Annotated in this window: 21 protein-coding genes and 1 pseudogene; 15 read left to right on the top strand and 7 right to left on the bottom strand. The window is 57.9% G+C overall.

Features of this window, described 5'->3' with window-relative positions; all coding sequences use genetic code 11:
* Position 1: 1 nt before the first annotated feature.
* Positions 2 to 892, bottom strand: coding sequence for a LysR family transcriptional regulator (locus AB8804_RS02580; protein WP_371182815.1), 891 nt, complete (start codon positions 890 to 892; stop codon positions 2 to 4).
* 111 nt (positions 893 to 1,003) lie between these two features.
* Between AB8804_RS02580 and AB8804_RS02585 the strand changes: the two genes are divergently transcribed.
* The 10 genes and pseudogenes from AB8804_RS02585 to AB8804_RS02630 all read left to right on the top strand — a co-directional run bounded on the left by AB8804_RS02585 (position 1,004) and on the right by AB8804_RS02630 (position 9,420).
* Entirely contained in the window at positions 1,004 to 1,402 is a 399-nt protein-coding gene (locus AB8804_RS02585) for a cupin domain-containing protein (RefSeq protein WP_371182697.1), read from the top strand.
* Positions 1,403 to 1,569: 167 nt separating this feature from the next.
* Positions 1,570 to 2,571: an LLM class flavin-dependent oxidoreductase gene (locus AB8804_RS02590; protein WP_371182699.1), complete on the top strand. Its 1,002-nt coding sequence runs from the start codon at positions 1,570 to 1,572 to the stop codon at positions 2,569 to 2,571.
* The gene (locus AB8804_RS02595) at positions 2,568 to 3,689 is read left to right on the top strand and encodes an amidohydrolase (protein WP_371182701.1); all 1,122 of its coding nucleotides are present in this window, start codon (positions 2,568 to 2,570) and stop codon (positions 3,687 to 3,689) included. The genes AB8804_RS02590 and AB8804_RS02595 overlap by 4 nt, the downstream gene beginning before the upstream one ends.
* A 16-nt stretch (positions 3,690 to 3,705) precedes the next feature.
* Positions 3,706 to 5,969, top strand: a pseudogene (locus AB8804_RS02600) (NtaA/DmoA family FMN-dependent monooxygenase).
* A gap of 9 nt (positions 5,970 to 5,978) precedes the next feature.
* Positions 5,979 to 6,488 (top strand): GNAT family N-acetyltransferase, encoded by a 510-nt coding sequence (locus AB8804_RS02605; RefSeq protein ID WP_371182703.1) that lies wholly within the window; start codon positions 5,979 to 5,981, stop codon positions 6,486 to 6,488.
* A 9-nt stretch (positions 6,489 to 6,497) separates the two neighbouring features.
* Entirely contained in the window at positions 6,498 to 7,424 is a 927-nt protein-coding gene (locus AB8804_RS02610) for an amino acid ABC transporter permease (RefSeq protein ID WP_371182705.1), read from the top strand.
* Complete coding sequence (locus AB8804_RS02615) at positions 7,408 to 8,181, top strand: amino acid ABC transporter ATP-binding protein (protein ID WP_371182707.1); 774 nt, start codon at positions 7,408 to 7,410, stop codon at positions 8,179 to 8,181. Before AB8804_RS02610 ends, AB8804_RS02615 begins: the two co-directional genes overlap by 17 nt.
* A gap of 59 nt (positions 8,182 to 8,240) precedes the next feature.
* Complete coding sequence (locus AB8804_RS02620; RefSeq protein ID WP_371182709.1) at positions 8,241 to 8,858, top strand: glutathione S-transferase family protein; 618 nt, start codon at positions 8,241 to 8,243, stop codon at positions 8,856 to 8,858.
* 37 nt (positions 8,859 to 8,895) lie between these two features.
* Positions 8,896 to 9,126 carry a tautomerase PptA gene (pptA, locus tag AB8804_RS02625; protein ID WP_371182711.1) on the top strand — a complete coding sequence of 77 codons (231 nt, stop codon included), beginning with the start codon at positions 8,896 to 8,898 and terminating at the stop codon, positions 9,124 to 9,126.
* 129 nt (positions 9,127 to 9,255) lie between these two features.
* The gene (locus AB8804_RS02630; RefSeq protein WP_220092921.1) at positions 9,256 to 9,420 is read left to right on the top strand and encodes a YnfU family zinc-binding protein; all 165 of its coding nucleotides are present in this window, start codon (positions 9,256 to 9,258) and stop codon (positions 9,418 to 9,420) included.
* A gap of 91 nt (positions 9,421 to 9,511) precedes the next feature.
* Here the strand turns inward: AB8804_RS02630 and AB8804_RS02635 are convergent, their stop codons facing one another.
* The gene (locus AB8804_RS02635) at positions 9,512 to 9,811 is read right to left on the bottom strand and encodes an ArsR/SmtB family transcription factor (RefSeq protein ID WP_371182714.1); all 300 of its coding nucleotides are present in this window, start codon (positions 9,809 to 9,811) and stop codon (positions 9,512 to 9,514) included.
* A gap of 158 nt (positions 9,812 to 9,969) precedes the next feature.
* Here AB8804_RS02635 and fusA point away from each other — a divergent pair, with 158 nt between their 5' ends.
* On the top strand, positions 9,970 to 12,072 hold the full coding sequence (fusA, locus tag AB8804_RS02640) for an elongation factor G (protein ID WP_371182716.1): 2,103 nt from the start codon (positions 9,970 to 9,972) through the stop codon (positions 12,070 to 12,072).
* 128 nt (positions 12,073 to 12,200) lie between these two features.
* On the opposite strand, the gene AB8804_RS02645 is transcribed toward fusA, so the two are convergent.
* From AB8804_RS02645 to AB8804_RS02665, 5 genes are read right to left on the bottom strand one after another with little or no spacing between them, the layout of a single operon-like run.
* A complete protein-coding gene (locus AB8804_RS02645; protein ID WP_371182718.1) occupies positions 12,201 to 13,157 on the bottom strand; it encodes an HpcH/HpaI aldolase/citrate lyase family protein in 957 nt (318 codons plus the stop codon).
* On the bottom strand, positions 13,157 to 14,236 hold the full coding sequence (locus tag AB8804_RS02650) for a cysteine protease StiP family protein (RefSeq protein WP_371182818.1): 1,080 nt from the start codon (positions 14,234 to 14,236) through the stop codon (positions 13,157 to 13,159). The genes AB8804_RS02645 and AB8804_RS02650 overlap by 1 nt, the downstream gene beginning before the upstream one ends.
* 1 nt (position 14,237) lies before the next feature.
* Positions 14,238 to 15,011 carry a hypothetical protein gene (locus AB8804_RS02655; protein WP_371182720.1) on the bottom strand — a complete coding sequence of 258 codons (774 nt, stop codon included), beginning with the start codon at positions 15,009 to 15,011 and terminating at the stop codon, positions 14,238 to 14,240.
* On the bottom strand, positions 15,004 to 16,146 hold the full coding sequence (locus AB8804_RS02660; protein WP_371182721.1) for a phosphoribosyltransferase domain-containing protein: 1,143 nt from the start codon (positions 16,144 to 16,146) through the stop codon (positions 15,004 to 15,006). The genes AB8804_RS02655 and AB8804_RS02660 overlap by 8 nt, the downstream gene beginning before the upstream one ends.
* A gap of 9 nt (positions 16,147 to 16,155) precedes the next feature.
* On the bottom strand, positions 16,156 to 17,214 hold the full coding sequence (locus tag AB8804_RS02665) for an ATP-grasp domain-containing protein (RefSeq protein ID WP_371182723.1): 1,059 nt from the start codon (positions 17,212 to 17,214) through the stop codon (positions 16,156 to 16,158).
* A gap of 302 nt (positions 17,215 to 17,516) precedes the next feature.
* Between AB8804_RS02665 and AB8804_RS02670 the strand changes: the two genes are divergently transcribed.
* From AB8804_RS02670 to terC, 4 genes are read left to right on the top strand one after another with little or no spacing between them, the layout of a single operon-like run.
* The gene (locus tag AB8804_RS02670; protein ID WP_371182725.1) at positions 17,517 to 18,098 is read left to right on the top strand and encodes a TerD family protein; all 582 of its coding nucleotides are present in this window, start codon (positions 17,517 to 17,519) and stop codon (positions 18,096 to 18,098) included.
* A complete protein-coding gene (locus AB8804_RS02675; protein ID WP_371182727.1) occupies positions 18,098 to 19,255 on the top strand; it encodes a TerD family protein in 1,158 nt (385 codons plus the stop codon). Before AB8804_RS02670 ends, AB8804_RS02675 begins: the two co-directional genes overlap by 1 nt.
* 22 nt (positions 19,256 to 19,277) lie before the next feature.
* Positions 19,278 to 19,733: a tellurite resistance TerB family protein gene (locus tag AB8804_RS02680; RefSeq protein ID WP_371182730.1), complete on the top strand. Its 456-nt coding sequence runs from the start codon at positions 19,278 to 19,280 to the stop codon at positions 19,731 to 19,733.
* Between the two features lie 25 nt (positions 19,734 to 19,758).
* Positions 19,759 to 20,796: a tellurium resistance membrane protein TerC gene (terC, locus tag AB8804_RS02685; RefSeq protein WP_371182732.1), complete on the top strand. Its 1,038-nt coding sequence runs from the start codon at positions 19,759 to 19,761 to the stop codon at positions 20,794 to 20,796.
* Positions 20,797 to 20,807: the final 11 nt, after the last annotated feature.

Consider the following 20,807-nt stretch of genomic DNA (forward strand, 5'->3'; position numbering starts at 1 on the left):
GCTAGCGGTGGCGCAGCGCCTCCACCAGCAGCGCAAACGCGGTGGTATGCTGGCGGCGGCTGGGGTAGTAAAGATGGTACCCGTCAAACGGCGGGCACCACTCTTCCAGCACGCGTACCAGCTGCCCCTGCGCGAGAGCGTCCACCACCGTATCTTCCGGCACGTAGGCGAGGCCCAGCCCGCATTGTGCGGCGTCGATGCGCTGCGGCAGGCTGTTCAGCGTCAGCTGGCCTTCCACCCGCACGCGCAGCTCGCGCCCGTCGCGCTCGAACTCCCAGGCGTACAGCCCGCCGCGCGTCGGCAGGCGCATGTTGATGCAGCGGTGGTGCGCCAGCTGCTCGGGCGTGTCGGGCACCCCGGCGCGCTGGAAATAGTCGGGTGAACCCACCACCGCCATTCGCATATCCGGCGCGATGCGCACGGCAATCATGTCTTTCGCCACCTGCTCGCCGAGGCGCACCCCGGCGTCAAAGCGTCCGTCCACGATGTCCGTCAGCCCGTTATCCACCGTCACTTCAACGTTAATATCGGGATACTGCGTCATAAAGGGCCTGAGCACCGGCCACAGCACGGCGGTCATCGCGTGTTCGCCCGCCGTGATGCGTATGTTTCCGGCGGGCCGGTCGCGGGTATCGCGCAGCGCCGCGAGCTCCTGTTCAATCTCCAGCAGGTGCGGGCTAAGCCGCATCAGCAGCTTTTCCCCGGCCTCGGTGGGGGCAACGCTGCGCGTGGTCCGGGTCAGCAGGCGCACGTCGAGCCTGGCCTCCAGGTTTCGCATGGCGTGGCTGAGCGCCGACTGCGACACGCCGAGCTGCGCCGCGGCGCGGGTGAAGCTGCGCTCGCGGGCGACGACCATAAAGGAGAGCAGGTCGTTGAAATTGTCTTTAAGCATCATGGCTGCCTCATTTATGAATTTAGCTCATGGTTCCATTCTGATTATGCAGTCTAATGCTCCGCCTGGCTTTAGGCTACTGTTAGCACATCAGTCAACGAGGAGATCAACATGAAAATTATTCGTAGCGGTTCACTGCCTTCAGCGCGCGGCCCGGAAGCGTGGTTTACGGGCACGGTGCGCATCGATGCGCCTTTTCAGGCCACCGAGCCGGCAAAGGTAGGGGGCGCGACCGTCACCTTCGAGCCGGGCGCGCGCACGGCGTGGCACACGCATCCGCTCGGGCAGACGCTTATCGTCACCCGGGGGCGCGGCTGGCTGCAGGAGTGGGGCAAAGCCGCCGAGCCGCTAAACGCGGGAGATATCGCGTGGATTGAGCCCGGCGTGAAGCACTGGCACGGGGCGAGCGCCGAAACGGCGATGACGCACATCGCTATCGCCGAATCGGTCAACGGCAGCCCGGTGGAGTGGCTGGAAAAGGTCACCGACGAGCAGTATTCAGACGCGTAGTATCCGGCCTAAACGGCGCCCGCGATGCCGCGCGGGCGCCTTAAGGCTTATTCAGTGCAGGGTTTTACATATCTGATTTCCGGCAAACCAAATGTAAATTAATTGTTTCTCACCGCCAAATTCCGCCTCTAATAATGGTGACATGTTCAGTCAAATGAGATGTCAACATGTCCTGGCGAATCAGCATATTGGATAAAAGCCCCGTCGCGGAAAATGAAACGGCAGCCGACGCGCTGGCGCGCACGCTCAGCCTTGCGCAGCAGGCGGAGGCGCTGGGCTATCACCGCTTCTGGATCGCCGAACACCACAATACTCCTCAGCTGGCGAGCCCTTCGCCGGAACTGGTTATCGCCTGGATCCTCGGCCAGACCGCGCGCATTCGCGTTGGCTCGGGCGGCGTCATGCTTCAGCACTACAGCCCTTACAAAGTGGCGGAAAACTTCAACCTGCTGGCCGCCATCGCGCCGGGCCGGGTGGATTTGGGCATCGGCAAAGCGCCCGGCGGGCTGCCGCTCTCAACACGTGCGCTGCAGCGCGGGCTGAACCCGCAGGAAAAAGGCAGCTTCGCGGAACAGCTGGCCCAGCTTGACGGCTGGATACGACCGGAAAATCAGGCGGAAGAGGCCTCCGTTCGCGCCACGCCGCTGCCGCCGGTTCCCGCCCGGGGCTTTCTGCTGGGGGCTAGCGTTGAAAGCGCGGCGCTCGCGGCGAGCCTGGACTGGGATTTTGTCTTTGCGGCGCACCTTAACGGCGATCCGGAACTGCTGCGGGACGTTATCAGCACCTGGCGCGATAAGAGCGCCCGCGACGTCATCGTCGCCGTGCAGGCCATCGTGGCGGACACCCAGCAGCAGGCCGACGCGCTGGCGCAGCGGGTGGAGGTGTGGGGCGTTGAGCTGGCAAACGGGCAGCGCGTCACCGTCGCCAGCGAGGAGCAGGCCTACGCCTTTGCCCGCCAGGCGGAAAGCGAGCCGGTGCGCATCGCCCGCCGCGCGCAGTCGTTGCTGTTGGGTACCGCGGAATCGGTTATCGCCCAGCTGGACGATCTGCACCAGCGGTGGGGCATCGATGAATTTATTATCGATACGCCCGTGTCCGAGGGCGCGGCGCGGCTGCGGTCCCTGCGTCTGCTGGCGCAGGCGCGCCTGAGCAGGGAGGTGAGCGCATGAGTTTCGCTCAACAGCTGATTGAATGGCGCCGCGAGCTGCACCAGAACCCGGAGCTTTCCGGACAGGAGGTTGAGACCACCCGCCGCCTGCGCGAGTGGCTGACGGCGGCGGGCATCGAGGTGCTGCCTTACGATCTGGCGACCGGCGTGGTCGCGGAGATTGGCAGCGGTGACAAGCGCATCGCCCTGCGCGCGGACATTGACGCCTTGCCCATTGAGGAGCGCAGCGGCGTGCCGTTTAGCTCGCAGCGGCCCGGGGTGATGCACGCCTGCGGCCACGATATTCACACCAGCGTGATCCTCGGCGCGGCGCTGCAGCTCAAGGCCCGCGAGGCGACGCTCGGCGGGCGCGTGCGGATCCTTTTCCAGCCTGCCGAAGAGAACTTTGGCGGTGCGAAAAGCCTGGTGCGCGCCGGGGCGCTGCGCGACGTCAGCGCCATCTTCGGCATGCATAACGAGCCGGGCCTGCCGGTTGGCGAATTTGCCACGCGCGGCGGGCCGTTCTACGCCAACGTCGATCGGTTCGCGATCCGCATTACCGGCAAAGGGGCGCATGCGGCGCGTCCGCACGAGGGCAACGACGCCATCGTGCTGGCAAGCCAGCTGGTAACGGCCCTGCAGAGCGTCGCCAGCCGCAACGTGAACACCCTGGATTCGGTGGTGCTGAGCGTCACGCGGATCGCGGGCGGCAACACCTGGAACGTGCTGCCGGAAAGCGTGGAGCTGGAAGGCACGCTGCGCACCCACCGCACGGAGGTGCAGCAAAACGTCAAGACGCGGGTGGGGGAAATTGCCGCCGGATTTGCCAGCGCCTTTAGCGCGCAAATCGATATCACCTGGTACGCCGGGCCGACCGCGCTGGTCAATGACGCGCGCTGGGCGGAGTTCGCTACGTCGGTTGCCCGCGAGTCGGGTTACGAAACGCGCCGCGCGGAGCTGCACATGGGCGGCGAAGATTTTGCCGTCTATCTCCAGTCCATACCCGGCGCGTTTGTCAGCATCGGCAGCGCCAGCCCGTTTGGGTTACATCATCCGGCGTTTAATCCCGACGAGGCGTTAATTGAGCCTGCCGCCCGCTATTTTGCCCGGCTTGCGGAAAAAGCATTACAGCACGTTTAATTCAGAAGAGGTGAATATGTCTGCAACTCGTCAACTGCGGCTGGGAACCATTTTGCACGGTGCCTCCGGAAATATGTCTGCCTGGCGCCATCCCGTTGCCGCCGCGGATGCCAGCATTAATTTTGATTTCGTTAAGGCGACGGCGCAAAAAGCGGAAGAGGGCAAGCTTGATTTTATTTTTGTGGCCGATGGTCTTTATATTAACGAAAAGTCGATTCCGCATTTTTTAAATCGCTTTGAGCCGCTGACGGTATTATCCGCGCTGGCGAGCGTTACCTCGCGCCTGGGGCTGGTGGGAACGTTATCCACCTCCTACAGCGAGCCGTTCACCACCGCGCGCCAGTTCGCCAGCCTCGATCACCTGAGCAACGGCCGCGCGGGCTGGAACGTGGTGACCTCGCCGCTGGAAGGCTCCGCGAAGAACTTTTCCCGCGATAAGCACCCGGAGCACGCGCTGCGCTACCGCATTGCGGATGAGTATCTCGACGTGGTGAAAGGGCTGTGGGACTCCTGGGAGGGCGATGCCTTCGTGCGCAATAAGGAGAGCGGGCAGTTTTTTGACCCAGAAAAATTGCACACCCTCAACCATCACGGGGATTTCTTTAAGGTGGCCGGGCCGCTGAATATTGGCCGCACCCCGCAGGGGCGTCCGATTGTCTTTCAGGCGGGCGCATCCGATGACGGGAAAAAGCTGGCGGCGAAACACGCCGACGCCATCTTTACCCACCACGAGACCCTCGGCGACGCGCAGGCGTTTTATCGCGACGTTAAGCAGCAGCTTGAGTTACATGGGCGCAGGGCGTCCGATCTGCATATTTTCCAGGGCGTGAGCGTTATTGTCGGAAAAGACGCTGACGACGTGGAAAATCAGTATCAAACCACCGCCGCGCTGGTCTCCATTCGCGACGCGCTGAACTATCTTGGGCGCTATTTCGAACATCACGACTTTAGCCAGTACCCGCTCGACGAGCCGTTCCCGGACGTCGGCGACCTGGGGCAAAACAGCTTTCGCAGCACCACCGACGAAATCAAGCGCAGCGCGCGCGACCGCGGCCTGACGCTGCGCCAGGTGGCGCTGGAAGCCGCTTCGCCGCGGCCGCGATTTTCCGGCACGCCGGAGCAGGTGGCGGATGGCCTTCAGGCCTGGTTCGACGGCGACGCGGCGGACGGCTTCATTATTCAGGGCGGCACGCCGGACGCCTTCCCGCGCTTCGTCGAGCAGGTGGTGCCCGTTCTCCAGGCGCGCGGCCTGTTCCGCACCGAATATCCCGGCACCACGCTGCGCGAAAGCCTGGGATTAGACCAACCTAAAAACCAGTTCACACAACAATAAAAGAGACGCGTGCTATGCAGAAATCATCGCTATTCCTGGCGCTTGCGCTGGCCTTTACCCCTGCCGTCTGGGCAGAGAACGTGAATATTAACGGCACCGGCGTGAGCATCGAGGCCAATAAAACCCCGATCAACACCGCGAAAAACGACGCCGCGGTGGCGCAGCTGCCGAAGGACTACCGCTTTGCGGTGCCGGGTAAATTCACCGTTGCGGTCGCGGGCCTGAACCAGCCGCCGCTGACGGTCTTTTCCGACGACAACAAAACGCTGCTGGGCAGCGAGGTCGACGTGGCCCGCCTGGTGGCCGACAGCCTGGGGCTGGAGCTAAACGTAGTGCCGACCTCGTGGGAAGACTGGCCGCTCGGCGTGGCGTCCGGGAAATATGATGCGGCGATCAGCAATATTACCGTGACCAAAGCGCGCAAGGAGAAGTTTGATTTTGCCACCTACCGCAAGGATTCGCTCGGCTTCTACGTGAAGTCGACCAGCCCAATAAAGTCGCTTGAGAAGGCCGAGGACATCGCCGGGCTGCGCATCATCGTCGGGTCGGGCACCAACCAGGAGGCGATCCTGCTGGCGTGGAATGAGGAGAACGTCAAAAAAGGCCTCAAGCCGTTCACGCCGGTCTACACCAAAGACGATGCGGCCCAAACCCTGGCGCTGCAGTCCGGGCGCGCCGACGCGTACTTCGGTCCGAACGTGATTGGCGCGTGGAAAGCGGCGCTCACCGGGAAAACCAAACTGGTGGGCAGCGTTGACGGCGGCTGGCCGAAGGCGGCGCATATCGCCGTCACGCTGAAAAAAGGCAGCGGCCTGGTTGAGCCGGTTCAGACCGCGCTGAACGGCGTTATCAAGAATGGGGATTACGACAAGGTGCTTAACCGCTGGGGGGAAGGCGTTGAGCGCATCCCGTGTTCAGAAGTTAACCCGGCGGGCCTGGGCGATTAAGGAGCCAGCATGAGCGATAGATTTCGTGACGTTTCACCGGAAGATGCCGATCTCCAGCCCATCATCGAAGGGCTGTTTGGCGAGTACGCGGCGCGCTACGGCGATTATTTCTCTAAGGACTCGGAGGTTGAGCTGACGGAGTGGTACCTGGCGCCGCAGGGGCTGTTTATCGTGCTGGAGCGGGACGGGAACATTATCGCCACCGGCGCGTACAAGCCGTTCGACGAGCGCACCGCCGAGATCAAGCGCATCTGGACCGACAAAACGCTGCGCCAGCAGGGGCTGGCGGCGAGGGTGGTGCAGGAGCTTGAGCGCCGGGCGGTGCTGGCGGGCTATAGCCAGATATATCTGACCACGGGTTTTCGCCAGCCGGAAGCGGTCAGGCTCTATCTCAGCCAGGGCTACGCGCCGCAGTTCGATCTTCACCGCGATCCGGAGGAGTACAGCCGACCGCCGTTCGACGGCAGATTGCGCTTCACCAAAACCCTGATCCGCGAAGCGTTCAGCAAAACCGCATGAGGAGCGACGATGAGCAAAGTTGAAACCATCAAGGTGGTCCCCGCGCGGTATCCGCTGCGCGCGGCCGGGGCCGTGGCGGCGCTGTTTGTGCTGGCGGCGGTCGTCCAGTCCGTCGCCTTTAATCCGCGCTGGGAATGGGCGGTTTTCGCCCGCTGGTTCTTCGATCCGGCGATCCTTGCGGGCGTGGGGCAAACGCTGCTGCTGACGCTGATCGGAACGGTGCTGAGCGTCGCCATCGGCGGGCTGCTGGCGCTGGCGAGACTCTCCTCGTCGTGGCTGCTGAGCAGCCTGGCCTGGGGCTATATCTGGCTGTTCCGCTCGCTGCCGCTGATCGTGGTGCTGATCATCCTCTACAACTTCTCCTATCTTTACGACACGCTTTCCCTCGGCGTGCCGTTCACGGGCATCACCTGGGGCCGCTTTGAGACCATCAACGTGCTGGGGCAGTTTTCAACCGCGGTGGTCGGGCTGACGCTGGTGCAGAGCGCCTATACCGCCGAAATCATTCGCGGCGGCTTTTTGGGCGTCGACCACGGCCAGTATGAAGCGGCCGCCGCGCTTGGCCTCCCGGCCTGGCGCCGCACCCTGCGCATCATTCTGCCGCAGGCGCTGCGCACCATTTTGCCCTCCGGGTTTAACGAGATCATCAGCCTCGCGAAGGGCACCGCGATGGTGTACGTGCTGGCCATGCCGGAGCTGTTCTATACCATCCAGATGATCTACAACCGCACGCAGGAGGTAATCCCGCTGCTGATGGTGGGGGCCGTCTGGTATCTGGTGATCACCACCGTGCTCTCCGCCATCCAGTACGTCGTGGAGCGCGGGCTGGCCCGCAGCGAGCGCCGTTCCGCCGTCAATCAGAACCGCGCGTCCAGCCGCACCCATTCCGTTACCGCCCCAACCGCACAGGAGCCCGTCCATGCAAGCCTCTCCTGAAGGACATATTTCCATTACCGGCGTGAGCAAGTTCTTCGGTCGCCACAAGGCGCTCGATAACGTCACGCTTGAGATCCCGCCGGGGTCGGTCACGGTGATCCTCGGCCCGTCCGGCTCCGGCAAATCGACGTTGCTGCGCACCATCAACCACCTTGAGCGGGTGGACGAGGGGTTTATCCAGATCGACGGGGAGTACATCGGCTACCGACGTCAGGGCGACAGGCTTTACGAGCTAAAGGAGAAAGCGATCCTGATGCAGCGCGTCAACGTGGGCTACGTGTTTCAGAACTTCAACCTGTTCCCGCATCTCACGGTGCTGGAAAACCTGATCGAGGCGCCCGTCGCCCACGGCAGGCTCAGCAGGAAAGAGGCGGTGGAAAGGGCTTACGACCTGCTCGACGTGGTTGGGCTGCGCGACAAGGCGGACGCCTGGTCGCGGCACCTTTCCGGCGGCCAGCAGCAGCGCATCGCCATTGCCCGCGCGCTGGCGCTGCGCCCCCGCGTGATGCTGTTTGATGAGCCGACCTCCGCGCTGGATCCGGAGCTGGTCGGCGAGGTGCTGGACGTGATCAAAAAGCTCGCCCGCTCCGGCACCACGCTGGTGGTGGTAACGCACGAGATCGGCTTTGCCCGCGAGGTGGCGGATCAGGTGGTGTTTATGGTCGACGGCAAAATCGTCGAGCAGGGCAGCAGCGACGAAGTGCTCAACCGCCCGGCACATCCGCGCACCCGCCAGTTTCTCTCCAAAGTGCTTTAGCGAGGCTAATCCGGCGGGGTGCTCTACACTTAGGGTTTTGAACCCTGAGGGGGGGCAACATGATTAAACTTTACGGCGTTCCCGGCTGGGGCTCGGCAATCAGCGAGGTCATGCTGACCCTGGCCAATATTCCCTATCAGTTTATCAACGTGGACGGGTTTGATCGGCCCGGCCCGCAGCGCGAGCTGCTGCAGAAATTGAATCCGCTGTGCCAGGTGCCGACGCTGGAGCTTGAAAACGGCCACGTCATGACCGAAACGGCGGCCATCGGGCTGATGGTGCTGGACCGCTGTCCCGACCTTGCGCCGCTTGTCGGACAGGCCGAACGCCAGCAGTTTCAGCGGCTGTTCGTCTGGCTGGTCGCCAACGTCTATCCTACGTTTACCTTCGCTGATTATCCGGAGCGATGGGCGCCGGACGCGCCGGAGCAGCTGAAGAAAAACTGTCTTGAATACCGCAAATCTCTCTACCTGTGGCTGGATAACCATTTAAAGGCCGCACCGTACGCGCTGGGCGAACAGCTGACCCTGATTGATATCTATATTGCGGTGATGCGCACGTGGGGACCGCGCCACGCGTGGTTTGCGACGAACGCGCCTAAGATAACGGCCATCGCAGACGCGGTGTGCCAGCTGCCTGAACTGCACGGGGTGCTAAAAGCTAACGAAATAATCTGATAACGTGAAGACCCACTTAAAAACAGGACGCCTGCACATGCCACACGTTGATATCAAATGTTTTCCCCGTGATTTTAATGACGAGCAAAAATCCGCGCTGGCGGCGGATATTGCCGAGGTGATTATTCGCCATTTTAATAGCAAAGACGCTTCCGTGTCGGTTGCGCTCAATCAGGTGCAGCAGGAGGACTGGAAGGGGCAGGTCTGGGACACGGAGATTGGCCCGAAGCTGAATGAGCTGATCAAAAAACCGGGTTATTCGATGTAATATTTTTGCCGGGCGGCGGCTAAGCCATGCCCGGCGAAATGTTCCTAAACGCCGGGTGCCGGAAAAGAAAAGCAAGCAACTGATTGATTTAGCGTGTATGGTGGCAGTCCCTTAAATCAGGAGATGCCTATGTCTGGACGTAAAAACACGCTAGCTCGTCGTAACTATTTAGTTAAATGCCCATGCCCAAACTGTTCAAAGGATTCTGAGCACAGCTTTACCCGCGTTCAAAAAGGGGCCCAGCTTGTTTGCCCGCACTGCAGTACCTTATTTAAATCCACGCAGCGACTCTAATCGTCCGCCTTTGCCAGATGACAGACGGCGGAAGCAGGCGCACTGAATCATTTGGCAATAAATTTCCCTCTTCGACACAAAAATAACCGCGTTAGCTTTTCTTCAGCAGTATTTCCATGAGCCCCGGGAAGCGGGCATCCAGATCGTCTCTTCGCAGCGAAATCATATTTTCACGCCCCTGCGGGCGCTGCCAGATCACGCCGCTATCGCGCAGCACGCGCCAGTGGTGGGTCATGGTCGATTTCACGACCTCCTCCGGGCGCAGCGCGTTACAGCTTAGCTCGCTGCCGTCGGCGAGGCGGCGAACGATCGCCAGGCGCAGCGGGTTGCCCAGCGCGAACAGGACGTTTTCCAGCACTATTTGTTCAGTTTCGGGATGGTTCGGGATCATGGTTTTCCTGCATCGGTCATCAGATTGGGCTATATCAACAATAGGCCAACCGTTAAAAAATAGTTCGATAATACTCGTACAATGGGACTATTATAGCAAACGAACGTACGGGCGACCATCCCGGTCGTCAACGCTGTCTTAATGACTAAGGATCTATCATGCCCCGACCCATCCCTCTCGAACGTTATCGCAACATCGGTATCTCCGCGCATATCGATGCCGGTAAAACGACCACCACCGAGCGCATCCTGTTTTATACCGGGATGAGCCACAAGCTGGGCGAAGTACACGATGGCGCGGCAACCACCGACTGGATGGCCCAGGAGCAGGAGCGCGGGATCACCATTACCTCTGCGGCCGTGAGCTGCTTCTGGCCGGGTATGGACAGAAGCTATGAGCCGCACCGGATCAACATTATCGACACCCCGGGCCACGTTGACTTCACCATTGAAGTTGAGCGCTCCATGCGCGTGCTCGACGGCGCGGTGATGGTGTATGACTCCGTTGGCGGCGTGCAGCCCCAGTCCGAAACCGTGTGGCGGCAGGCGAATAAATACCGCGTGCCGCGCCTCGCGTTCGTCAACAAGATGGACCGCCCCGGCGCCGACTTCTTCCGCGTGGTGCGGATGATGCAGGAGCGGCTGAAAGCCAATCCGGTGCCGATTGTGATCCCCGTCGGCGCGGAGGATCGCTTCAGCGGGGTGGTGGATCTGATCAAGATGCGCACCATCATCTGGGACGATGCGACGCAGGGCATGGCCTTTAGCTATGCCCCGGTCCCTGACGATTTGCTCACTACCGCGCAGGAATGGCGGGAAAAAATGGTTTCCGCAGCGGCGGAGGCCAGCGAGGCGCTGATGGATAAATACCTGGAAACGGGCGATCTCGACGAGGCCGACATTATTAAAGGCCTGCGCATCCGCACCATTTCAGGGGAAATCCAGCCGATGCTGTGCGGCAGCGCCTTCAAAAACAAAGGCGTGCAGCGCATGCTTGACGCGGTTATCGAGCTGATGCCGTCTCCGCTGGACGTGCCCGCCATCGACGGCGTGGATGAGAAAGGGCAGCACGCGGAGCGTCACCCGAGCGATGACGAACCGTTTTCGGCGCTGGCGTTCAAGCTGATGAGCGACCCGTACGTCGGGCAGCTGACCTTTATCCGCGTCTATTCCGGCATCCTGCGTAAAGGCGACGCGGTGTACAACCCGGTGAAGGGCAAAAAAGAGCGTATCGGGCGCATCGTGCTGATGCACGCCAACGATCGCCACGAGGTAGACGAGCTGCGGGCCGGTGATATCGCGGCCTGCGTCGGGCTGAAGGATGTCACCACCGGCGACACCCTGACCGATCCGAACGCGGTTATTACCCTCGAACGGATGGAGTTCCCGGACCCGGTGATTTCGCTCGCCATCGAGCCGAAAACCAAGGCTGACCAGGAGAAGATGGGGATCGCGCTGCAGCGTCTGGCGGCAGAAGATCCGTCGTTTCGCCTGCACACGGACGACGAATCCGGCCAGACGATTATCTCGGGCATGGGCGAACTGCACCTGGAAATTATCGTTGACCGCATGAAGCGCGAGTTTGGCGTTGAGGCGAGCATCGGGCGTCCGCAGGTCACCTACCGCGAAACCCTGCGCAGGGCGGTGAAGGACATTGAAGGGAAATTTGTCCGTCAGTCCGGCGGTAAAGGGCAGTATGGTCACGTGGTCCTGACTCTTGAGCCGCGAGAGCCCGGCAGCGGCTTCCAGTTTGAGGATGCCACCAAGGGCGGCGTGGTGCCGCGCGAGTACATCCCGTCCGTCGAGAAAGGGCTGCGCGAAGCCATGAATACCGGCGTGCTGGCGGGGTATCCGGTGGTTGACGTGAAGGCGACGCTGACGTTTGGTTCGTACCACGACGTGGACTCCTCGAAGATGGCGTTCCGCATGGCGGCGATCCTCGGATTCAAAGAGGGCGCGCGCAGGGCGGATCCGGCAATCCTTGAGCCGGTGATGCACGTAGAGGTCGAAACGCCTGAGGAGTACGCCGGAAATATCATGGGCGACCTCTCTTCCCGCCGCGGGATGGTGCAGGGGATGGAGGAGCAGTACGGCAGCCAGATTATTCGCGCTGACGTGCCGCTGGCGGAGATGTTCGGCTACGCCACCACGCTGCGCTCGATGTCGCAGGGGCGCGCGACGTACACGATGGAGTTCCATCATTTTGCTCAAGCGCCGCAGCATGTTGCGGATGAGATAATTTCGCGGCGTGCGAAGTCGTGAGATAAAAGCGCACAGTGGTCACAGGGCTACCGTGCGCTTTTTTTATTTGTGAGTCTGATCTGAGCCGCTGCCGTGGTGATACCGACTGGGGCGAGCGCTGCGCCAAAGCTGAGCCTCTGAGCGTTTACCTAGTGATGCTGGGTCGCGTTGAAAAGCCTGATCCCCTCCGCGTTTTGCTCACTGTGCAATCCGTAAAAACGGGCTCTGTCCAGAATTGCGGCCGCCCAGCGGCGATGCGTGGCGGGTTCACACATTACCCCCTGCGACTTAAACACAGCCTGGGAAGAGTTCAGGATCCGCAAGGCGTCAGAGTGCTCACTCTGGGTGACCATCAGTGCGCTTTGTATGATCTCTATCTGACGCGGATGAATCGCTGTTTTACCTACGAGCCCGTGAGCCATATCAAGAGCCAACTCTCTGGCCATGACCGCCTGGTCGTCAATATGCTCGCACACGGGCGCAGTCAGGGCGAAATCACGTGTCCCAAAGACCGAAACAAGCATTTTGATGACGTAACCCATCGGGCTGTCATACAGCGTCAGATCCCGGGGGCGACGAAGTGAGACAACGTTCATGAGATCGTTGCCACCGATTCGAAGCGCAATAATGCGTTCGTGGCAGGGGTGTGCTATCAAATGGTTAGCGAGCTCGCGCATCTGCACCACGTCAAAGACGTCTTCTGTTTCCAGCGTCGGCATCATATGCAGGTGAGTTCCACCTATGATGTCCCACCATTCAGCTAACGCGCTGAGGGTAAATTTCGGCAACACGAACCCGTCGATCGCGGAAAGATCGTAGTGTTCTTTTAAGCGTTTTCCCATTTCGGCATGCCGGGGGCGAATAAAGACCAAAGGCCAGTCAGTTTTACCCTGATTGCGCATGCAGGCGCTGAGCTTGTGTAACAGCTGCTCAAGATTTTTGAGGGCGGCGGGAATATCTTCTTCACTGACCGCATCTTCAAGGCAAATAACGAGGGAGCGTAAGCCCGGGATTTTATCTTGCGTAACGGCATCAGCAATATCTTTCCGGGTTGCAGGCATGTACAGCGTGGCTCCCAGGTTCCAGGGAGAAAGACGTTTTTTCATCAGAGTACCTTCTTGATAATGGTTACAGCCCGATACTGGCCGAGGGTTCCCCCTATTTCTGTAACGACTATTCCCTTTTCACGAGCAAGCCCCACAAGCAGCGCAACGTCCGGGTCGTCAATTGAACGCACAAAGACATGATCTGGCACCCGGCGTAATACCGCTCGGGTTGCCTCAGCAATGCCGGGTTTAATACGATTGACGCTGTCAACGCTAAACTCATTGGCCAGGAAAGCGAGCACGTCGCGGCTTGTCTGCCACAAGTTCCGGGCTGATTCCGTATTCCAGTTTAGAGGTGCGAGAGAGGACGGTATTAACGCCTTACGGAAATGCGCGACGGTATCGACAAGCATTCGGCTGCATTCGTATTCGCTGAGGTGGTCGCAAACCATGCATCCATGAAACCCTTCAGAGGACCATACTGACCGGGAGATCAGACCTGAAACCGGTGCTCCCATGATGCCAAAAGGAATGAGCCAGTCGTCATCACTGGCAGCAAGCCAGGAGCAGCCGCAGGGGTCGGCCAAAACAACCAGTCGCGGCTGCTCGGGGTAGCCTGGGCGATCTTTTAGCGCGCGCACAAGCTCGCCGGTAATGGCCCCTTTACCGGTCCAGCCGTCAACAAACACAATTCCCCTGGTACCGTGTCGCTCTTCAATGACGTCCAGTGCTGCACCGTCAATTCCGCGATCCCGGATAATGCTGATGCCGTAGTGCCATGAGGATTTCCCCATATCACGCAAGGCCTGGTGCAGCATAACGCCGAGCGGTACGCCAGCCCTGACAAGACTGGCCAGTACGATGGGCTCATCACCGAAGCGTTCGGCCAGCGCAATCGCGAGCTGCGTGACTTCTTTTGCAAGCCGGCCTGCGCCACGATCGAGCGCCCGATGAAACAGATCAAGATGCCATTGCGTGGGTGCTGGCTCCTGGCTGAGCATCTCCGAATAGTGTTTCTTTCCGGACTGAATCAGCTCTTCTTTTTGCTCAACCGGCGTCATTTCAATTTCAACTGGCTTTAGCAGAAACTCTACGTCACCAGGCTGGTATGAGCCGGTGAATGTTTCCCGTGACCGCATTTTATTGCTCTCCAAAAATCCGCTGTGAAATGGCTTCCGCAAACTGACTCTTGCGCGGTATGCCAAACCAGCTGCACAGCTTCATAAAACGGCGATCGCTCAGGCTGTCACCCAGGCCAATGACGGGGAAAACGCCGCGCTCAGCCCGAAGTTTTTCAAGCAGCCAGCTTACCGCCAGCCCTTTCTCTACCGGGTTGGGAAGCCAGGCCACGTTATTACCGTTGCGGTGGATATAGAAACCCTCTTTCGGAAATACCGTTTCTATCTCATCCGCGATGGCATTGAGTTCGTCGAGGCGGGTGCTTTCACGGTGTTTCATCACCATATAAATCGGCGTCTCACCGTATTCGAAATTCAGTCTTGCCCAGGCATTGATCCCTTTAGCCTCCATCATTTCCGTAATAAGGCGCTGCATGGTTGTCAGCTTTTCCCGGTACGGTGCCAGTTGGTCAAGCATGTGGTTCTGCCACTCCTCGTCCGGCTTGCCTTCCGGCGTAAGAATGACGGCTCCGTGCGTGGTGATTGCCCATGAGCGGAAAGGGATTCGGACGCGGCCGATTTCTTCGGTGCCACGTGCGGTCACGGGAATAAGCTCAGCATGCTCTAAGAGCCAATCCACGAGCATGGACTGTTCTTGCGTCATAAAGCTTCGTGGATTTAGGGCACGATCGACGGCACCGGTACGAAATGGCTCCAGTGCCAGTTCGTCCACCATTTTTCGACGGGTCTGAAACAGCGTGTCGTCAAGGTCACTCAGAAAAACAGGTTTATTCATAGGCAACAATCTCCACGACGGGGGCAACATCAGCCAGCGCCTTCAGGAGCTGACTATCCAGACTTTCTGCGGGGGTTTCGGTACAAACAAGAATGCGGTCAAACTGCTGGTGGGCGACGTTATAAACATAATTAGGGATGCCCAGACCATAGTTGTCGGTAAAGTAAATCGCTGACTGAATGGCATAACCCACGGCGATAGGGGAGCGGGTCGTCGAGCCGAAAAACGTTGCTGCTCCGGCAGCTTCGAGCCGTTCAGCGAGCAGGAAGGGCTCCCAAACGAACTCTCCAGTCCCGAGAACCAGCACACGCTCTCCCTGGCGGACAGAGACCTCAAGACCCAGATCGGCCGCAGGTGCAAGCATCCCCAGACGGCCCCAGGACTGTTTACCCTGGATATTCCATTTTCCGCGTGACGTTGTGCCGGCCTTCGGCATGTCCGGTACAGGTGCGTCAGGCAATGGCGTCCATTCCCACCGGCCGCTTACAAGAGAAACGGAACTGACGGGCAAAGGGCTGCGTGCAGACAGGGCATTACTGCTCCAGTCCGTAAGCGTGACGGCAATGACCTGCTCGATATGTTCGAGCTTGCCGGTTTCCCGCAGCGCGGACAGCAGGTTAATAAAGGTATTACCGGTTGTCGCTTCGTCGTCAATCAGCACTATCGTTCGCGCGTGCGTAACGCGGCGTCTTTTCTCTTTATCCTCTGGCAGATAAATCAGATGATCGGTGGCGTGGCTATGCTCTTCTTTGAACTCGCAAAGCAGCGTGCCGTCAATCGGGTGACGGGTTGAGGTCAGGTAAACAGATTCGCAGTACTGGCGGCGTACTTCATCAAACACACCCGCACCGAGCCCTACGGCCGTTTCAGCCATTCCGATAAAAAGCACAGGCCCAGCCAGTTTTGCAGGAAACTGGCTGGCAAGCTGCCTGTAGGCCTGCCGCATGACGGAGGGGGCGACGGGAATATGCCTGCCGAGAACTTTACTCACAAACAGGAAGGCTCGCTTCGGGTTGCGCCGCTCGGCGATATCAAACAGGTCTTCGAGCAAGGCGCCATCCTGGTCTCGGGTAACCTGAATCGTACCGGATGAAAGCGAACGGCGATAAATCATTTCTTCGAGGGAGTCCGACATAAAGACGCCTTAATTCAGTCGGTTAGTTAACGATTGCGGGTATACGATGACATCCGTGATGGATCTCACCGCAACCGAAGAAAAGGCGTTTTTAGCGCTCTGGACCACGGCATTTTTAGTCATCAGACAGAGCTTAAAGGCGGCAAATAATCCGGGAAGGTTTACCCCGCTGTGAAGGGTGTAACCCACTCCACCTGACGGACGCATATTGGTTTCAAGCAGCATGGGGTTGCCATGTACATCGTTCCTTGTCTGAACATTCACCAGCCCGTCGGCCTTCATAAGCCGGGCGCAGCTGCACGCAAGCTCAAAGGCGGAACCTTCGTTTACCAGATACTGGATAGCGCCTTCTTTACGACGCCCTACGGCAGCGAGTATTTCCCCCTTATCTGCAAGAATATCGACGGAAAATTCTGGGCCTGGCAGGTATGGCATCAAAACAAGTGGCTCAAACGACTCACAGGCCGAAGCGGCTGCTACATACTGTTGCGGAGTGACGATGCGATGATCGGGATGATTAAAGACAGCCATGGGCGATGCATTGTCATCAAAACGCCAGAAGCCCATGCCATAAATGCCTGTTATTGGCTTCACGCATACCGCACTGTCAGTAAACGGCGGGGCCGACAGGTAGGCCTGTAATTCTGCAAGCGTGTTGACGCGCCAGGACGGCACGACCGGTAGGCCGTTTTGCATCATAAACTCAGCAAAATTAGCCTTTTCATCCGCCAGGCTAAGCCAGTCAACGCTTGTTGCCCCGGTCGTCAACGTGGCTCCCGTTGACTCAATGGCGGCGCGGTGTTCCTCAAACCATCGGCTACTCCGGCCAGTATGAATATGATGAATACCGTGATGCTGAACGGTGTCTTTAATAAACTGAAGGCGGTTTTCGGTGGTCTGAGGTTCAATCAGCGAATAATCAGCGACAGAGAGTATTTCATTTCTTTCATTACGGTGAGAAGCGAAAAGGGTAATGCAAAATTTATTTGTCTTAGCAAATGAATTGATTCCCTGAATAATATCCCGCTGTGAGGATAGGCCTTCCATTAGCCAAATTTTTCTTTCCACGATTATTTAATTGCCCAGAGCACTATGTAAATTATGACTGGCGGCGAGTCTATGGGCATTGAGGGTGCTTGTCAATCACGCCATCATTAAGTGCTTATTTCTGGGTGAAGTATTATCAGGCTAATGAATAAGAACTGACGAATCGATATTTTGTATATATTACAACGCATAAACAAAGTCTGAATTTTATATGGCGAGGCGTAAAAGAAGTACCAGGGCATATCATCATGATATTATTTTTTATTGCAGTTGATAAACACACTTTCAATTATCCAGGATATAGCCATTTTAAGGAATGAAATATGGTTTCGCTAAGCAAGAATCAGACGGTGTCACTCAGTAAAGAATCTTCATCATTAAGCCAGCTCCAGTTTGGTCTCGGCTGGGATCCGCTAAAGAAAAAGGGCTTTCTTAGCGGTCTATTGGGCGGCAATGCATCGATTGATCTTGATGCTGGCTGCGTATTGATGGATAGCGCCGGAAATACAATTGACACGATCTGGTTCCGCAAACTGGAATCTACCTGCGGAGCAATTGTTCACAGTGGCGATAACCTGGATGGTGTAGGTGACGGAGATGATGAAGTGATTAACGTGAACCTGACCCGCCTGCCTGCAAACGTTGAATACCTTGCATTTACCGTTAACAGCTTCCGTGGTCAGTCTTTCAATGACGTCGAAAATGCCTTCTGCCGCGTGGTCGATCAAACTGGCAAAGAACTGGCTCGTTACAAGCTGACTGAGCAGGGGGCACACACCGGGATCGTTATTTCTTCTCTACGTCGTAACCACGGCAACTGGGATTTCACCGCCCATGGCCATGCGTGTCGCGGCCGCACAATTGATGACATGCATTCCGATATCGTTTCGACGGTTATCCGCTAATGAATCTTACGCCGGGGGGGAACGCCCCCGTCCCAACCCAGGAGTTACGGATCCGGATTGCCTCGGGCGGCCAGGTAGATGCTTCTGCGTTTCGCCTGTACGCAGACGGGAAGGTGAAGGGTGATGCGGACATGGTGTTTTATGGCCAGCCTCGTAACGATGACGGTACCGTCAGCCTGGTCAGTGAGGGCCAGTTTTCAACCTTTACCGTTGCGCTCAGCCGGCTGAAAGCGGAGGTCCAGAAAATAGCGTTTACAGTGACCTGTGACGGTGGGCAGAAGGTGTCTGATCTTCATCATCTCTCCATCGACGTAGAGCAGGGGGCTGCCAGCCTGGCGAGCGGAGCAGTTGACCTGAGCGGCCGTCAGGAAGCAGCCTTAATTCTGGGCGAATTTTATCGTCGCAATAATGACTGGAAATTCCGCTTTGTTGCACAGGGGTTCAACGGTGGGCTTAAGCCGCTGGCTGAACATTTCGGTGTAAATGTGGCAGATGATCCTACTCCTGCAGCCCCGACGCCTGCGCCTGTAACCCCTCCGCCAGCAGAAACAAAAATCAGTCTGAGTAAAGTTTCCCTGACTAAAGAAAAGCCTGCCATAAGCCTGACCAAACGGGACAACTTCGGTGAAATCCGGATTAACCTGAACTGGCACCGGGGCAGCAGTCAATCCGGCTTTGCAGGCATGTTCGGCTCCCAGGGTATCGACCTGGATTTGGGGGCCTTTGTTGAGCTTAAGGACGGTTATAAGTCAGTCATTCAGGCGCTGGGTAATGCCTTCGGTGATTATCGCCATGAACCTTATGTTCAGCTCAAGGGCGATGACCGGACGGGGGATGCGTCAGATGGCGAATGGCTACATATCAATGGCCGTGAATGGAAGCATATCCGCGAAGTGCTGATATACGCCTTCATTTATGAAGGCGTTCCCAGCTGGGACAAGACTGATGGCGTGGTCACCATTCACGTTCCGGAACAACCCCCTATTGAGACCCGGTTAACCGAAGGTGAAAACCGTCGCACGTTGTGTGCCATTGCCCGGCTCGTAAACGAAAACGACGCGATTAAAGTCGAGCGTATTAACCAGTACTTCAAAGGTCAGAGCGAAATGGACCGGGCGTTTGGCTGGGGATTTCGCTGGAGCTCCGGTTCTAAATAACACCGCAACAAAGGAAACAAGCATGAGCTTTTTCAACAAAGTAAAGGGGGCCATTAACTCCGGTCGGGATGAACTGACCCGTCAGGTTGGCCGCTATAAAAACAAAAAATTTATGCAGGGCACCGTTGCTGTCTGCGCGCGTATTGCCGTATCCAGTGACGGCGTGAGCTCAGAAGAAAAGCAGAAAATGATGGGCTTTCTTCGCTCTTCTGAAGAGCTGAAGGTTTTCGATACGAATGAGGTGATCGAATTCTTCAATAAACTGGTTTCAAGCTTCGATTTCGATATGGAGATTGGTAAAGGGGAAACCATGAAATACATCCTGGCACTGAAAGATCAGCCTGAGGCCGCCCAGTTGGCCTTACGTGTTGGTATTGCCGTTGCGAAAAGTGACGGTAACTTCGATCAGGATGAGAAACTTGCCTGCCGCGAGATTGCTATCGCGCTGGGCTTCGAACCGGCTGAATTTGGTCTCTAATCCACATCTCAAAGGGTAAAATAGAGTGTCAACACACATCGGCTTCCCGACTGAAACGGTCGCTGTCTTCATCGCGCTTTCAGTGGGTGCCATCTTTATTGACCTGTTTATGCACCGTGATGATAAGCCCGTTTCCCTGAAAAGCGCGGCGCTTTGGTCCGTATTTTGGGTTGTCATCGCGATGGCATTTGCCGGTTTCCTCTACATCCATCACGGTGCTGAGGTGGCGAGTCTGTTTGTTACGGGTTATGCACTGGAGAAAGTTCTGTCGGTCGACAACCTGTTTGTCATGATGGCCATTTTCTCCTGGTTCGCAGTACCGGATCGTTATCGCCACCGCGTTTTGTACTGGGGTGTCATCGGTGCCGTTGTCTTCAGGGGCATCTTTGTTGCCATCGGCACCAGCCTGCTGAGCCTGGGACCGTACGTTGAAGTCGTCTTCGCCATCATCGTTGCCTGGACGGCGGTCATGATGCTTAAAAGCGGTGATGATGATGACGAAATCGAGGATTACTCCCAGCATCTGGCTTATCGCATGGTTAAACGTTTCTTCCCCATCTGGCCGAAGCTGAGAGGTCATGCCTTCCTGCTGAATCAGAAAGAAGTGGATGGTGAACTGGCGAAGCCTGAAAACAGCGATGTGACCATTGGGCGGGGTAAAAAGGCGGCGCTGTATGCTACCCCACTTTTCCTGTGCGTGGCCGTGGTTGAACTGTCGGATGTGATGTTTGCGTTTGACTCGGTACCGGCAATCATTGCCGTCAGCCGTGAACCGCTCATCGTCTATAGCGCAATGATGTTCGCTATCCTCGGCCTGCGTACCCTGTACTTTGTCCTTGAGGCTCTGAAACAGTATCTCGTTCACCTGGAGAAGGCCGTCATCGTGCTGCTGTTCTTCATTGCGGCAAAACTGGGCCTCAATGCGACCGACCACATCTGGCATCACGGTTTCAGCATCGCGGCTACAACTAGCCTGTATGTCGTATTAGGCGTTCTGGCGCTGGGTATTATCTCAAGCGTTATTTTCCCGGACCAGCCTGAACCGGAGGAAAAGGGGAGCTGATCCCCTTAACT

This window comes from Enterobacter sp. KBR-315C3_2022 (assembly GCF_041399425.1).
Taxonomy (GTDB): Bacteria; Pseudomonadota; Gammaproteobacteria; order Enterobacterales; family Enterobacteriaceae; genus Enterobacter.

What these genes read in the sequence shown, in the direction of transcription:
- AB8804_RS02610 (WP_371182705.1), top strand. Translation starts at nt 6,498, where the DNA reads ATGAGCAAAGTTGAAACCATCAAGGTGGTCCCCGCGCGGTATCCGCTG.
- AB8804_RS02670 (WP_371182725.1), top strand. Translation starts at nt 17,517, where the DNA reads ATGGTTTCGCTAAGCAAGAATCAGACGGTGTCACTCAGTAAAGAATCT.
- AB8804_RS02655 (WP_371182720.1), bottom strand. Translation starts at nt 15,011, where the DNA reads ATGAATAAACCTGTTTTTCTGAGTGACCTTGACGACACGCTGTTTCAG.
- AB8804_RS02595 (WP_371182701.1), top strand. Translation starts at nt 2,568, where the DNA reads ATGAGTTTCGCTCAACAGCTGATTGAATGGCGCCGCGAGCTGCACCAG.
- pptA (WP_371182711.1), top strand. Translation starts at nt 8,896, where the DNA reads ATGCCACACGTTGATATCAAATGTTTTCCCCGTGATTTTAATGACGAG.
- AB8804_RS02675 (WP_371182727.1), top strand. Translation starts at nt 18,098, where the DNA reads ATGAATCTTACGCCGGGGGGGAACGCCCCCGTCCCAACCCAGGAGTTA.
- AB8804_RS02590 (WP_371182699.1), top strand. Translation starts at nt 1,570, where the DNA reads ATGTCCTGGCGAATCAGCATATTGGATAAAAGCCCCGTCGCGGAAAAT.
- AB8804_RS02635 (WP_371182714.1), bottom strand. Translation starts at nt 9,811, where the DNA reads ATGATCCCGAACCATCCCGAAACTGAACAAATAGTGCTGGAAAACGTC.
- AB8804_RS02615 (WP_371182707.1), top strand. Translation starts at nt 7,408, where the DNA reads ATGCAAGCCTCTCCTGAAGGACATATTTCCATTACCGGCGTGAGCAAG.
- AB8804_RS02660 (WP_371182721.1), bottom strand. Translation starts at nt 16,146, where the DNA reads ATGTCGGACTCCCTCGAAGAAATGATTTATCGCCGTTCGCTTTCATCC.
- AB8804_RS02630 (WP_220092921.1), top strand. Translation starts at nt 9,256, where the DNA reads ATGTCTGGACGTAAAAACACGCTAGCTCGTCGTAACTATTTAGTTAAA.
- fusA (WP_371182716.1), top strand. Translation starts at nt 9,970, where the DNA reads ATGCCCCGACCCATCCCTCTCGAACGTTATCGCAACATCGGTATCTCC.
- AB8804_RS02580 (WP_371182815.1), bottom strand. Translation starts at nt 892, where the DNA reads ATGCTTAAAGACAATTTCAACGACCTGCTCTCCTTTATGGTCGTCGCC.
- AB8804_RS02620 (WP_371182709.1), top strand. Translation starts at nt 8,241, where the DNA reads ATGATTAAACTTTACGGCGTTCCCGGCTGGGGCTCGGCAATCAGCGAG.
- AB8804_RS02605 (WP_371182703.1), top strand. Translation starts at nt 5,979, where the DNA reads ATGAGCGATAGATTTCGTGACGTTTCACCGGAAGATGCCGATCTCCAG.
- AB8804_RS02680 (WP_371182730.1), top strand. Translation starts at nt 19,278, where the DNA reads ATGAGCTTTTTCAACAAAGTAAAGGGGGCCATTAACTCCGGTCGGGAT.
- AB8804_RS02585 (WP_371182697.1), top strand. Translation starts at nt 1,004, where the DNA reads ATGAAAATTATTCGTAGCGGTTCACTGCCTTCAGCGCGCGGCCCGGAA.
- AB8804_RS02645 (WP_371182718.1), bottom strand. Translation starts at nt 13,157, where the DNA reads ATGAAAAAACGTCTTTCTCCCTGGAACCTGGGAGCCACGCTGTACATG.
- AB8804_RS02650 (WP_371182818.1), bottom strand. Translation starts at nt 14,236, where the DNA reads ATGCGGTCACGGGAAACATTCACCGGCTCATACCAGCCTGGTGACGTA.